Here is a 14,925-nt window from a genome sequence, read left to right as displayed (position 1 = left end):
TTTTAGCAAGTAGAAATGATCACATAGTTGCTGAGATTAGTATAACTTACCCTACTCCGTTTCTTTACGTTGAAGTCCATACTTTTTCATTTTGTCATAAAGGGTTTTTCTTGGCAGCGAAAGCATTTCCATTGTGTCCTTAATACAGCCATTTGTTGTATGCAGCGCATCTTGTATTAGCGTTTTTTCAAAAAAACCAACCCGCTCAGAAAGCACCATATTAGAGTGTAATGTAGTGGAATTATCTTGATGCGTTTCAAAAGCAGCATCTTCACCTAGCAAAACATACCGTTCGGCTAAATTGCGTAATTCTCGTACGTTACCCAACCAATCATTACTTAAAAGAATGGCGCGGTTTTGCTGTGACAATGGAATAAGCTCGCGACTATAGCGTGTTGAAGCAATTCTAGCAAAATGTAAAAACAACAGTGGAATGTCTTCCTTTCGCTCTCTTAAAGGCGGGATGTTGACGTCAACCAAATTTAAACGAAAATACAAATCATGGCGAAATTCACCTTGTTCACATAACGCCAATAAATCTATTTTAGTTGCTGCAATCACCCGAATATCTAACGGAATACTATGATTAGATCCTAAGCGTACAACTTGTCTGTCTTCTAAAACACGTAATAATTTCACTTGCAAAGACATGGGCGTACTTTCAATTTCATCTAAAAAGATGGTACCGCCATTAGCGTATTCAAATTTACCAATGCGGCGTTTATCCGCGCCTGTAAACGCCCCCGACTCGGCACCAAACAATTCACTTTCTATGATGTTCTCAGGGATAGCGCCACAGTTTAACGCCACAAAATTATGATCTTTCCGAATACTGTGATCATGTAAATAACGTGCCACAAGTTCTTTGCCTGTACCTGTTTCACCGTTCAGCATAATATCGGCAGGCGCATCCATAATACTATCAAGAATATTACGCATTTTAACAATAACGGGTGAATTACCTAATATTCTAGGCCCTGGAGAAGCATGGGCTACCAACTGTTTTTTAAGTGCTCGGTTTTCAAGGGTTAATGCTCGCTTATCAATAGCGCGTTTTACCCTATCAATTAAATGCTCATTATTAAACGGCTTCTCAATAAAATCATAGGCACCATTTTTTATGGCATTAACCGCCATAGAAATATCACCAAACCCCGTCAGCAAAATAATGGGGAGTTCTCTGTCTATTTTAAACACATTTGCCATCAGTTGATGGCCATCCATCACTGGCATATTAATGTCACTTATAATCACATCAGGACACTTAGAGTCAATATTGGCTAATAGGTCTTTTGCACTCGAAAAACTGCGTACATCGTAGTTTTCTAATTCAAGTAACTGCTCGATAGCACTGCGGATATGCTGTTCATCATCAACAATAAAAACAGATCCTAAATTATTTTCAGCCATTGCTTAATCCTGTGGATTTTAAGTTATGTAGATTGAGGGGGATAAGAATACAAAGGTAACGAAATAGTAAAGATTGCACCACCTAAATCGTGATTATTCACTACTAACACACCTTGCATTGACTCAATAATACGTTGTGAAATTGACAAACCAATGCCTAAACCAAAACTCTCTTTGGTGGTAAAAAACGGTTCAAAAATCTTATCTATATTATCCGCTAAAATACCAGGTCCTGTATCCCTAAACGTAATATCTACTTGTTCAAATGTTTGAGTACCAGTCCCTTGTATTAGGTTTACTTGGGTAACATCCTCTTTTGAGACATTCATTTTAACCTTAGAAACATTAATATAAATAGTTTTAGCCTTCATGTTTTTCATAGCTTGCATCGCATTACTCACAATATTCACAAACACTTGCTCTAACCGGATACCATCGCCAAGAATATACAAGGCTTCTTCGGGCACATCCGTGATAATTTCCACCGATGCCTTTTGCGCTTGATGCTTGATAATTGCCAAGGTTTCGTTAATTGAAGTTTGCACCAAAACAGGCGCTTGCCCACCACTACTTTTCTTAGTAAAGCTTTTAAATTGGCTCACAATATTAGCAAGACGATCCGTTAAACCAATAATATGTTTTAAATTGCCAGTCACTTTTTCAGGCATATTACGTTCTTGATAGATCAACGCATTTTGCGAATAACTTTTTATTGCGGTCAATGGCTGATTAATTTCATGATTAATACTTGCCGACATATTACCAACCACAGCTAACTTAGCTGCTTGAATTAACTCTTCTTGGGTTGCCTTTAATTCGAGTTGTGTTTTTTGCCTTTGTGATATTTCCTCAAGCAGTTTTTCATTTGTGGTAGTTAAATCCTCAGTTCGCTCTTTCACCCGTTTTTCAAGCAGTATATTCGCCTGCCGTTGTTGACGGGTATTACGCAATCGCTCTTTGGTAAACAACACCAAAATCACCATTAAAAAATAACCACCGGTGCCAATAATCATTAAAAAAGCAGTCTGATCTTTTATCGGTTTCAAGCCACTCCAAATATGCACATGCCAATCATTTAAACGCATTTTAGCCTGCTGAGCAAAAACCTTTTCTTTAGTATCAACCAGTTGAAAAATTTGCACATTAGGCATAATTGGCAAATAATTATTCTTAATGGGTAATATTTGCAGCGTGCGCACTTCCCTTTCAGCATAACGTTTTACATCAATAGATTCTGGTGGTTCTGTTGCGTTAAAAAAAGGTTTATTGTCTACGGTTGTAGTAATTTGATTAAGACGCCACTCCTCGTTGTCTGACATAAAAACAACATTGTCAGGTCCAACAATCAGAAAATTATAATTATCACTGCCAACATCTCTAGCGTGCTGATTTTCAATATCATCAACTCGCAGCTTGATCACAATAACACCAAGCACTTCTGCCTTGTTTTTTACCGGATAAGCAAAATAATAACCTCGTTGATTACTAATCAAGCCAACCGCATAATAACGTGACAACTCACCTTTCATTGCCTGATAAAAATACGGTCTAACACTGAAATCATTACCAACAAACGAACTCTCTTTACGCCAATTACTTGCCGATATAGTGATTCCCATGCGGTTAATTAAATACACATCAGACGCCTGAGTAACATCACTCATTTCTTCAAGCAATACATTAAGTTGCTGACTTTTCTCGGTATCTAAAGGATTGGTAAGTACGGCGTGTAAGAGTGGATGTTTTGACAACACCTCTGGAATTTTTTCAAAACGCCCCAGGGTATTATCAATATAGCTGATCAGGTTATTCAAATTTAACGTAGATTGTCTTTTAAGATCTTGATAAGCCAACCGTAAACCAAATTGTTTCACCATGGTGAGCGTAAACAGCAAACCCAAAGAACACCACGAATGTGATAAACATCTTTTTAAAGTGCCGACTGTTTAATTGCAATAGAATTCACCTTACTTAATAACTTTTACTAATAACTTTTACTAGTAACTTTTACTAATAATAGAAAATAAGAGGCTAACGATCTTAGCCCCTCAAACATTTACTTCTGATTAATAGCCATTTATTTTGTCAATATACTCAGGAAAAGCCGATATTTGCGGCACATAAGTGATCAACATCAAGAATATTAGTAATAAACTTAACCAAGGCAAACACGCCTTAATTACCCACCCCATGCTTTTACCCGTAATACCCGCGGTAACAAACAAATTTAAACCAACGGGCGGCGTTAACATACCTATTTCCATATTCACAACCATAATAATCCCTAAATGAATGGGATCAATTCCCAACTGAGTAGCAATGGGAAACAGGATAGGTGCCATTATTAATATAATGGCCGACGGCTCCATAAAATTACCCGCAAGCAATAACAGTATGTTGACAATAATTAAAAATGACCATGGTTCTAAGCCCCAACCAATAATGGTTTCAGCAATAATATGAGGAATACGTTCAGTGGTTAACACATGTGCAAACAGCATGGCGTTAGCTATAATAAATAGCAACATAATACTGACCTTAGCACCATCAAGAATTACCCGTCTGACTTCTTTATCTGTCACACTTTTCGGTAACGCTAACCCCATCAGTAACATATTACGACTGGTTGCTTTTACAAGGGATTCATTTTCATGTCGCCAATTAATATTTTTTAATGGGCCAATGTCACGATAACCAAAAACAGCAATAAAATAAGCGTAAATTGCCGCAACTGCCGCCGCTTCAGTAGGACTTGCAATACCACCATATATTGCCCCTAACACAATAAATATAAGCGCTAAACCACCGGTGGCAATAAATCCAGAACGTAACAGCTGCTTAACACCCGGAAAAGGTTTTGATGGTAAGTTTTTATAACGAGCAACAATATAAATGGCCAACATTAAAATTGATCCCATCATGATACCCGGTATTAAACCCGCCATAAACATACGCGAAGCAGAAACCTCAGTCGCCGCAGAATACACCAACATAACGATTGACGGCGGTATAAGAATACCTAAAGTACCTGCATTAGTGATAACACCCGCGGCAAAGCTTTCAGGATAACCGGCGCACCATACCCACAATACAAATAGAGCCAATGGCCGCAACCGTTGCAGGTGAAGACCCAGACACCGCGGCAAACAACATACAAGCCAACACCGACGCCATCGCTAAACCGCCACGAATATGACCAACACTATCAACCGCAAAATCAATAATCCTTTTAGCAACGCCCCCAGTAGACAAAAAGGCAGAAGAAAGAATGAAAAATGGAATAGCCACAAGGTATAATGCTCTGAGGTTGCTTCATACATTTTTAGCGCAATAGACGCGATAGAGTCATTAGAAAAAAACAAAATGGTTACCATGCTAGAAAACCCAAGCGCAATAGCAATTGGCATACCAATTAAAATACAAACAAACAGCGTTAAAAACAAAGCAGCAATCGTCATAACTTAGCCTCCTGCGATTGAGTTTCTTTATCAGCAGACACTTCTTGTATTAAATGCATACTTTCTTTTGCTTCATCAGCAAACTGAAAACCTTGGGTTTTACCCTGTATTATTTTTATCAATAATTGCAAAAATCGATAGAAAAGTAGCGCGAAACCAAACAACAAAATTGACTGCATTATCCAAATAGGCATTAAAGGATCGTCAACATCAATCTTTAAAATATCCCATGCAGAGTCTGGGTTCAGCACATTAATCAAAAATGCCGGCAAATGAATATCTTCCATCGCAAGGCCAACATCATACATTTTGGCTAAATACACCATACTGCCATAAAAAAACATGCCGCAATAACACAAACAAATGAAAACAGCCGCAATAGACGTGATCTTTTTAGCTTTAGGTGGCAAGCTTTTAACAAACGCATCTACGCCAATATGCGCCCCAACTTTAACGCCATAAGACATACCAAAAAGTACAAACCAAGCCCCACAAGTAAGCGTTGCTTCTTCCATCCACATAAAACCAATATTAAAAACAAACCGCGAGATAACTTCAACAAACACTAGCAGTGTCATACTAACTAACAGAAGACAAATTATGCCCTCTTCTAATGCGCTAGATTTCTTTAAAAACATAATAATTACCTATAACAACATTGCAGGGTATTTTCTGCCACCCTCGGCAGAAAATACAGGGCTACCCGTTGTGCATAGCCCTCATCAGTGATTAACTTTCAACTCGCAATTACTGATTTGCCGCAATTGCCGCATCGATAACTTTTTTACCTATTTGATCTTCAAATCGAGCCCACACGGGTTTCATTGCCTTAACCCATTGCTGACGTTCACTTGGTGTAAGTGTCATAATAGTTGAACGTTTTGAGTCCACAATACGTTGCTTATCTTCTTTTGCTTTTTGCGCCGCAATGCCATTGCCATAAACAATGGCTTGCGCTAAAGCCTTTTCAACCTCTAAACGAATGTCCTGAGGCATTGAACTCCAAAAATCACGAGAAGAAACCACTAAATAATCCAAAACACCATGATTACTTTCAGTAATATGCTCTTGTACTTCAAAAAATTTCTTTGAATAAATGTTTGAGTAAGTGTTTTCTTGACCATCAACCGCTTTGGTTTGTAGTAAAGTAAACACTTCTGAGAAGGGTTTTTTCACTGGTACTGCGTCAACAGCAAGAAACTGAGCCGCTAAAACATCAGACGACATAATGCGAAATTTTTTCCCTGCTAAGTCACCTGGCACTCTTATTTTATTACTTGCAGACAATTGCTTCATACCATTGTGCAAATAACCAAGTCCCTGCAATCCCTTACGCCTCATAGAATTAAGCAAACGTTGTCCTTCTTCACCTTGCTGAAAACGCTCAACAGCGGCTAAATCTTCAAACAAAAAAGGTAGATCAAACAACTGTAATTTTTTTGTATATTTTTTAAACTTTGAGAGCGCCGGTGCAGCTAATTGCACATCGCCTAACTGCATGGCTTCAAGTACTTTATTGTCACCAAAAAGCTGAGAGTTAGGGAACACTTTCACAGTGACTTTACCCGAAAGCCTTTCCTCAACTAAGGCTTTAAATTTAAGTGCCATTTGGCCTTTAGGTGTGTTTTCAGCAACCACATGTGAGAATTTAATTTCTATTGGTTCCGCGCTAACTTCACTACTAACACTCATAGATAACGAACACGCAAGCACGCAAAAAGAACCAAATAATTTTTTAGTTAATGACATAATTTTTCCTAATTTTAGTTATATTTATAGTTAGATTTTAGGTTATAGCTTTTCACTAATAGCGTTTAAAAATCGAAACGAGCGCCTAATTGAAATTCTGACATATCGTCACCTGTTGAAGGTAAACGCGAGTCATCACTGTCAAATTGCTCAAAAGAAGTCCAAAGTTTGAAGTTTTTAGAATAATGGCGGATATACTCCACTTTAACAGAGCTAACATCGCCTTTGATATCACACGCATTTACCGCATAACGTGCATGAATTTGATTTTTTCCTTGCTTCCATTTGCCATAAATACCCGCAGTTGAACGCTCTTCATTGGTACACGCTGTTGCCCCACCCACATTATTACCACTCGCAGTAGATTTTAACGCAACATTACCAGACGAATTGCCCCCATAAATATCAAAATCAGCTTCAGCTAAGTGATAAAAAGCCGAAAGAGTAACTTGCTCAGACACATTGTACCAACCTCGAACACCATACAGATTTCCCGTGTTATCGCCTTGCTTATCTGTGGCAATCGCAGCTTGTAATTTTACCGGGCCGGCTTTGTACTCAATAGCACCTTGGTATTGATCAAACGAGTCACCGTCTTGTTTCTCAGTTTGTAAGGCTGCACCAAATTTCCAATTACCGCTCTTCATTTCCCATTGCAAAAAATCATCATCACGAATGGCGCCTTGGCGTAAAGAATCTAAACCATCAGAAAAATAAGCACCACGAACAAATTTATGCCAAAGAATGGTTTGAGAGCCATAAGTAACTTTACCAAAATCGCCCTGAACCCCAATTAAAATTTGGCGTAACCCAGGCTTGTTATTTTGGCTAAAGTTAACATTATCATCACCACGTAAACCATACTCAACCACGGCTAACCCCGTTAATCCATCACCTAAATCAACTGAAGCTTTTGTGCCAATTCTACTCAAATAATCACGCCCGTTTAATGCATCATCATCAGTGCCTGAATCAACATAATCTGCCCCCAACCTTAATGATCCATAAAATGAAGTTTTCACATCCCCCTCTTGTGCTGACGCAACCGTAGCAGCAGAAATCAATAAAGTAGTTGCACATAGCTTGTTCAATAATTTCATGTTGTTCATTGTCATACCTTCTATTTTTATATTTTTAACTTGTTAAATTTTGATTTATTATTTTTAGTACTTTCTAAACCAGTACTTTCAATTAACACCCCGAAAAGCGCTGTAGAATGTTCCCAAGCTACATCGCAAGGTTGGTGCCAATTAAATAAAACAAATAACATAAAAACAAAAACCTATAAAAACAAACACATAAAATAAACAAATGAAAAACCATCAAAATTTAATATGTAGATTTTTTGTGGGTTTTGACCCAAAGCAAAATTCATAAGGGTGGATATCCACACATCACATTCGACTAAAAAACAATCTAACGGGCCTAAAACACACTAATATCACAAAAACAGTAGCCTAACCGACTCCCCAAATAACAACAAATAAACAAACTTCACAAATCACAGCATAATTGCTGACATATTTGCTTATATATCGAATAAATATCGGTTAAAATAAACAAAACCGTTACGAATATTAAACAAAATTATAGCCATGCACCCTTCTGACACAAACGTAAGCAATACGGACTTAATCTATTCAAACCCACAGGCTCAAGTGAAAGACTTTGCCTTTGATGCACAAGTTGTGGAAGTTTTTCCTGACATGATTACGCGTTCAGTACCTGGCTATAACACAATCATTGACACCATTGGCCGGTTAAGCCAACGCTTTGTAAAACCAAACACCCTAGTTTACGACCTAGGTTGTTCACTAGGTGCTGCTACGTTAGCTATGCGTAAAGGGATTAATAATCAACAATGTAAAATTATTGCCGTAGATAACTCATCCGCCATGGTTGAGCGCTGTAAAATGCACATCAATGCCTTTAAAGGCAAAACAGATGTAGACGTGATTGAAGCCAATATTCAAGACGTAACCATAGAGAATGCCTCAATGGTGGTACTAAATTTCACCCTGCAATTTATTGATAAACAAGATCGCCAAGCCCTAATTAACAAAATTGCCCAAGGCATTAACCCAGGTGGAATTTTAGTTATCTCAGAAAAAGTATCTTATGGTGACACCGTTATTGACGAACACTTAATTGATTTACACCACGACTTTAAACGTGCCAATGGCTACAGTGAACTCGAAGTAGCCCAAAAGCGTACCGCATTAGAAAACGTAATGCGCACCGACTCAGTTGAGCAACATATTCAACGCTTAACCGAAGCAGGTTTTAGCCATGTATCACCTTGGTTTCAGTGTTTTAATTTTATTTCTTTCATTGCAATAAAATAACCAGACGAGTGCAATTGATGAGTTTCAGATTTATTAGATCTACATTAATTAGACTTAAACAAATTCCCCTATAAACAAAAAATATTAAGACACTATTTATGACAAACTTCAGTAAGTTTTATCAACAAATTGCCACTAATCGTTTAAGCTCTTGGCTAATAACACTGCCTGCTCAGCTTGATTTTTGGCAAAAAAACAACTTACATGGAGAATATAAGCATTGGCAAAAAACGTTAGACGCACTGCCCTCAGCACAACAAACCAATGTGGATTTACTTCACAGCGTTAGTGTGGGTAATCAAGGTGACTTAAATGAAGGTGAAAGCAAACGTTTAGAAAACTTACTAAAAAAATTCAAACCGTGGCGCAAAGGGCCTTACCATATTCACGGCTTACATATAGATACTGAATGGCGTAGTGATTTTAAGTGGGACCGATTAGCTGAGCATATTAGTGACTTGTCGAATAAATATGTATTAGATATAGGCTGTGGTAGTGGCTATCATTTGTGGCGCATGCGTGGAGCAGGTGCTAAGTTTGTTGTGGGTATTGACCCAACTCAACTCTTCTTAATGCAATTTAATGCCGTTCAACATTTTATTCAAGACGAAAAAGTGAACTTACTGCCACTTGGCGTTGAACAGTTACCTGAATTAAAAGCATTCGACACTGTATTTGCTATGGGGGTTCTATACCACCGTCGATCACCTATCGATTTTTTATATCAATTAAAATCACAATTAGTAAAAGGGGGTGAATTAGTATTAGAAACCCTGATTGTTGACGGCGATGAAAACACCGTATTAGTCCCAGGGGAACGCTACGCAAAAATGCGTAATGTTTGGTTTCTGCCTAGTGCAAAAGCCATGTGCGCATGGATGGAACGTTGTGGCTTTAAAAATATACGCGTTGTTAATACTGACATTACAGCGGTTGACGAACAACGAAAAACAGAGTGGATCGATACCGAGTCGTTATCAGATTTTCTCGATCCCAAAGATAATAGTAAAACCATTGAAGGCTACCCGGCCCCACAACGTGCTATTTTTATCGCCAATAGTTAAAGCGGATGAGTCTTAAGGTAACTGTCCACTATTTTTTGATATTGTCCCGTTGCCTTAATATCAGCTATACCTTTATCGAATAGTGTCTTGAGCTCAATAGTATTGAATCCCGCAACATAGTTATTTTGCTCAAACAGCGGAAAGATAGACACTTCCTTATTATAAATGTTTAAATATTTTTTTCTATTTTGCAACTCAACCAACATATACTTAAAAATATTCACATCCATAATAATCGCATCAACCCGGTCAGTAAAAAGTAACGCCAATTGACTTTTTTGATCCGCAATTTCAATATAGCCATTAGCCCCACTAACTACACTAGCGTAATTATCACCTAAAAATAGGTTTGCATTTTGAAAAGCAGCCACGCGTAGTTTCGATAAATCTGATACCTGTTTAATGTTCAAATTATTTTTTGCTAATGTCACCACAACATTTTGATAGCTAATATAAGACTGTGAAAGGTATAACCCTAATTCAGTTTTGTCGTCCATTAACGTAATCAGCCCATCAATATCACGTCGCTTATACACTCTCATATGCAAACTTAATGGTACATGCGTAAATTTCACATCATAATTGCTCACCGCAAAGGCAGCTTTAACGATGTCAATTTGCATACCAGTATCACCTGGCATAATAAAAGGTGGTTTTGATATACCCGCAAGCAGTTGAATAGATTTATGCGGCGCAGCAAATGCTTTGCATTGCAAAAAAATACAGACAATAAAAAGGCTGATTTGAGCTAAAGATGTCGTCAGAGGATATCCCCAAAAAATAAAGACTATTTGATACTACGCGAATACACTATAGTATAAATTAATCACGTTTCATTTAAATCAAATTATCTTATATTATTAAAAAAATTGATTTAATTAACAAATAGCAGCAATTAGATTGTTTTAGTAGGGACAAATACAGTATGAGTGAGTTTTGGCATGAAAGACACTTAAAGAAAGTTTCTAAAAGACAGCAAGATCATCGCGACCCTTTTCAACGAGACCGAGCTCGAATTCTCCATTCAGCAGCTTTTAGACGCTTACAATCTAAAACACAAGTCATGGGAAGCGGGCAAAGTGATTTTTATCGCACTCGTTTAACTCATTCTCTTGAAGCGGCACAAATAGGCTCAGGCATAACAGCCCAACTGCGTTGTAAGTTTCCTGAACTATGCCAAAAATTGTTTCCCGCTACCGACAGTTTAGTTGAAGCCATTTGTTTAGCCCACGACATAGGACACCCTCCCTTCGGTCATGGGGGCGAAGTCGCCTTACATTATATGATGCGAGAACACGGAGGTTTTGAAGGCAACGGACAAACGTTCAGAATTGTTGCCCGATTAGAGCCCTTCAGCGAAAGCCACGGTATGAATTTAAGTCGCCGAACTTTACTCGGCTTATTAAAATACCCGCAAACTTTAGATCAATTAAGCAATCCAACGCACACTAAATCCATTACTAATTTCAGACAACTTAAAGCGAGTGAATGGCACCCTCCTAAAGGGTTATACCTTGATGATAAAGATATCATAGATTGGGTCTTAGAGCCGTTATCAGCAAGCGACAAAGCGTTATTCCAATCAATTAACAGCCAAAAAAACAATCATCACAAAACCCGATTCAAATCACTTGACTGTTCTATGATGGAACTCGCAGATGATATTGCTTATGGCATTCATGATCTTGAAGATGCCATTGTGACAGGGGTTGTTAATCAACATGATTTTAACGCGCATGTTATTGAGAAACTGTTAGTATTAGACGATGCTTGGCTTTCAAAATATTGTGAATCACTAACCAGTAAATTATTTAGTGAAGAACATTATTTGCAAAAAGATGCAATTGGCGGCTTAGTTAATTACCTTATTACGGCAGTGGAGTTAACCGATTTAAACGATGATAATAGAACGAAAAATGGAAAACTGGCTAGTGATGTGACTTTTGAAGAGCCTCTATTACAGTATAATGCAACCTTACCTAAAGTCACCATGCAAGCACTGAAAATATTTAAAGATTTTGTTTATAATTTCGTTATAAAACAAACAAATATTCAGCGACTTGAGTACCGAGGCCGACAAATTGTAATGGAGTTATTTGAAGCTTTATCGTCGGATCCTTTACGATTATTACCAAGTAATAGTGCTAGACGTTGGCAACACGCTATCGATCATAATGAGAATGCTTATCGTGTTATTGCTGATTATATTGCCGGCATGACAGATGATTATGCCACACGGTTATATCAAACCTTGTTTACCCCTAACACCAGTACCAATTATCATTTAAGCTAGAAACACTTTAAAAAACAATTTGACCACCGAGGGCCTGCGGCCTCACCGAAAAAAACAAAGATCAGTTCTTATCTCTTCTCTGTGTAGCGAAGCGAGGCCTACATGGATGTAGGTCACTTAGGTTCTGCATGGAGCATAGAACCTGACTCTGTGTCCTCGGTGGTGAATAATCACTTATCTTTAAAAACAATTTGACCACAGAGTACACCGAGGGCCTACGGCCTCACCGAGAAAACAAAGATCAGTTCTTATCTCTTCTCTGTGTAGCGAAGCGAGGCGTACATGGATGTAGGTCACTTAGGTTCTGCATGGAGCATAGAACCTGACTCTGTGTCCTCGGTGGTGAATAATCTTTTCTTTTTAAAACAATTTGACCACAGAGTACACCGAGAGCCTTCGGCCTCACCGAGAAAAACAAAGATCAGTTCTTATCTCTTCTCTGTGTAGCGAAGCGAGGCCTACATGGATGTAGGTCACTTAGGTTCTGCATGGAGCATAGAACCTGACTCTGTGTCCTCGGTGGTGAATAATCACTTATCTTTAAAAAACAATTTGACCACAGAGTACACCGAGGGCCTGCGGCCTCACCGAGAAAAACAAAGATCAGTTCTTATCTCTTCTCTGTGTAGCGAAGCAAGGCCTACATGGATGTAGGTCACTTAGGTTCTGCATGGAGCATAGAACCTGACTCTGTGTCCTCGGTGGTGAATAATCACTTATCTTTAAAAAACAATTTGACCACAGAGAACACCGAGGGCCTGCGGCCTCACCGAGAAAAACAAAAAACAAAGACAAAATTAAAATTCTTAAATCCCTGATCTCTTATCTCTTCTCTGTGTAGCGAAGCGAGGCCTACATGGATGTAGGTCACTTAGGTTCTGCATGGAGCATAGAACCTGACTCTGTGTCCTCGGTGGTGAATAGTCTTTTCTTTTTAAAACAATTTGACCACAGAGTACACCGAGGGCCTGCGGCCTCACCGAGAAAAACAAAAAACAAAGACAAAATTAAAATTCTTAAATCCCTGATCTCTTTTCACTTCTCTGTGTAGCGAAGCGCCTCTGTGTCCTCGGTGGTGAATAGTCTTTTCTTTTTAAAACAATTTGACCACAGAGTACACCGAGGGCCTGCGGCCTCACCGAGAAAAACAAAAAACAAAGACAAAATTAAAATTCTTAAATCCCTGATCTCTTTTCACTTCTCTGTGTAGCGAAGCAAGGCCTACATAGATGTAGGTCACTTAGGTTCTGCATGGAGCATAGAACCTGACTCTGTGTCCTCGGTGGTGAATTATGTCTGTCTTTACTCCCTACTCTTACACTCTATTAACCGTATGAATTGGATAATGTTTCTTCCAAAAAAATAATGTACAATCAACGACTAAATTCAAAAAACGGGTTAAACATCTGACTAACCAAGTCACATAACAGCCTCAACTAACACCCCGACTTAAACATGATGTGCAATAAATTATGCTAGATATCTACGCCGGTGAAAACGCCTTAAAAACCATACAAGAACAGGGCTTTAAACAAACACTATTCACCAATTTCTTAGGTGCCTCCGGTGGTCCCAAATGGTTCACCCTGTTTGGCCTAGACAAATACCTCTTTGGTGAATTTTTTCAAAACCGCACCACAGAACTCAACCTCATAGGATCAAGTGCCGGCGCATTTCGTGCGGCCTGCCTATCACAAAATGATCCCGTAGCCGCCATCTCCCGGCTCGCAAACAAATATGCCAACACCGTCTATAGCAACAAACCAACCACCCAAGACATATCAAACTCAGCGGTAGAAATGCTTGATCATATTTTTAACCAAACAGGCATCAACGAAATAATCAACAACCCCATATTCAAAGCCCACTTTATTGTTGCCAAAAGCCAAGGGCTCACAAGCTATGAAAACAAAATAATACAAGGAACAGGCCTAATCGCCAACATGATACTAAACAAAATTGACCGTAAATTACTAGCACGACAATACCAACGTTTTATATATCGTCCGGCCTCTAGCCAAATAAAAATACACGATCCTTACCACTTCCCTAGCCACTATATAGACTTTACTCAAGAAAACATTAGCGCAGCCCTATTAGCTTCAGGCTCAATTCCAATGGTCATGTCAGGCATTAAAAACATACCCGATTCACCCACAGGCACCTACCGTGACGGCGGCATTATTGATTACCACTTTGACTTTTCAATAGAAAACCAAAACACAAACCAAGGACTAACCCTATACCCACACTTTAGCCCCACCCCCAAAGCAGGTTGGTTTGACAAAAACTCATCGCGCCAAGTACTAACAAAAAACTACCAAAACACTGTATTGTTAGTCCCCTCGGCTAAATTTATTGCCTCACTACCTTTTAACAAAATACCTGACAGAACTGACTTTCAACACCTAGACGCTACCACCCGCATTAAATACTGGTTAACCGTATTAAATGCAACCGACCAACTAGCAGAAAGCCTCAATGACTTTATTGTTAAACAAGACTTAAACAGAATAAAACCCTTCAGGCCCTAATCTAATTTGCAAAGTTCCATGAAAACTTTTATAACAAATATCAATCTTCTTAGCACGTAAAGTTCTAAATAA

Annotated in this window: 10 protein-coding genes and 1 pseudogene; 4 read left to right on the top strand and 7 right to left on the bottom strand. The window is 38.6% G+C overall.

Going from position 1 to position 14,925, the window contains the following annotated elements; all coding sequences use genetic code 11:
- Positions 1-51 precede the first annotated feature (51 nt).
- The 6 genes and pseudogenes from L3081_RS21540 to L3081_RS21515 form a co-directional block, all read right to left on the bottom strand.
- On the bottom strand, positions 52-1,410 hold the full coding sequence (locus L3081_RS21540) for a sigma-54-dependent transcriptional regulator (protein ID WP_242288387.1): 1,359 nt from the start codon (positions 1,408-1,410) through the stop codon (positions 52-54).
- A 23-nt stretch (positions 1,411-1,433) separates the two neighbouring features.
- Positions 1,434-3,311 carry a sensor histidine kinase gene (locus L3081_RS21535; protein WP_242288386.1) on the bottom strand — a complete coding sequence of 626 codons (1,878 nt, stop codon included), beginning with the start codon at positions 3,309-3,311 and terminating at the stop codon, positions 1,434-1,436.
- 165 nt (positions 3,312-3,476) lie between these two features.
- Positions 3,477-4,868: pseudogene (locus L3081_RS21530) on the bottom strand (TRAP transporter large permease).
- A complete protein-coding gene (locus tag L3081_RS21525; protein ID WP_242288385.1) occupies positions 4,865-5,506 on the bottom strand; it encodes a TRAP transporter small permease in 642 nt (213 codons plus the stop codon). Before L3081_RS21525 ends, L3081_RS21530 begins: the two are co-directional and overlap by 4 nt.
- 109 nt (positions 5,507-5,615) lie before the next feature.
- Positions 5,616-6,617, bottom strand: a complete 1,002-nt coding sequence (locus L3081_RS21520) for a TRAP transporter substrate-binding protein (RefSeq protein ID WP_420839774.1) — start codon at positions 6,615-6,617, stop codon at positions 5,616-5,618.
- 65 nt (positions 6,618-6,682) lie between these two features.
- The gene (locus L3081_RS21515; protein WP_242288384.1) at positions 6,683-7,726 is read right to left on the bottom strand and encodes a porin; all 1,044 of its coding nucleotides are present in this window, start codon (positions 7,724-7,726) and stop codon (positions 6,683-6,685) included.
- A 486-nt stretch (positions 7,727-8,212) separates the two neighbouring features.
- Between L3081_RS21515 and cmoA the strand changes: the two genes are divergently transcribed.
- Both cmoA and cmoB read left to right on the top strand, forming a co-directional pair.
- Positions 8,213-8,962 carry a carboxy-S-adenosyl-L-methionine synthase CmoA gene (gene cmoA / locus L3081_RS21510; RefSeq protein ID WP_242288383.1) on the top strand — a complete coding sequence of 250 codons (750 nt, stop codon included), beginning with the start codon at positions 8,213-8,215 and terminating at the stop codon, positions 8,960-8,962.
- 98 nt (positions 8,963-9,060) lie between these two features.
- A complete protein-coding gene (cmoB, locus tag L3081_RS21505) occupies positions 9,061-10,026 on the top strand; it encodes a tRNA 5-methoxyuridine(34)/uridine 5-oxyacetic acid(34) synthase CmoB (protein WP_242288382.1) in 966 nt (321 codons plus the stop codon).
- On the opposite strand, the gene L3081_RS21500 is transcribed toward cmoB, so the two are convergent.
- Complete coding sequence (locus L3081_RS21500; protein WP_242288381.1) at positions 10,023-10,742, bottom strand: substrate-binding periplasmic protein; 720 nt, start codon at positions 10,740-10,742, stop codon at positions 10,023-10,025. The genes cmoB and L3081_RS21500 overlap by 4 nt on opposite strands.
- Positions 10,743-10,951: 209 nt before the next feature.
- Between L3081_RS21500 and L3081_RS21495 the strand changes: the two genes are divergently transcribed.
- Both L3081_RS21495 and L3081_RS21490 read left to right on the top strand, forming a co-directional pair.
- Positions 10,952-12,319 carry an anti-phage deoxyguanosine triphosphatase gene (locus L3081_RS21495; RefSeq protein WP_242288380.1) on the top strand — a complete coding sequence of 456 codons (1,368 nt, stop codon included), beginning with the start codon at positions 10,952-10,954 and terminating at the stop codon, positions 12,317-12,319.
- 1,472 nt (positions 12,320-13,791) lie between these two features.
- Positions 13,792-14,853, top strand: coding sequence for a patatin-like phospholipase family protein (locus L3081_RS21490; protein WP_242288379.1), 1,062 nt, complete (start codon positions 13,792-13,794; stop codon positions 14,851-14,853).
- Positions 14,854-14,925: the final 72 nt, after the last annotated feature.

It is taken from the genome of Colwellia maritima, from assembly GCF_022669015.1.
GTDB lineage: Bacteria > Pseudomonadota > Gammaproteobacteria > Enterobacterales > Alteromonadaceae > Colwellia > Colwellia maritima.
The sequence above is the reverse complement of the archived record's forward strand: the minus strand, read 5'-3'. Positions and strand labels throughout refer to the sequence as shown.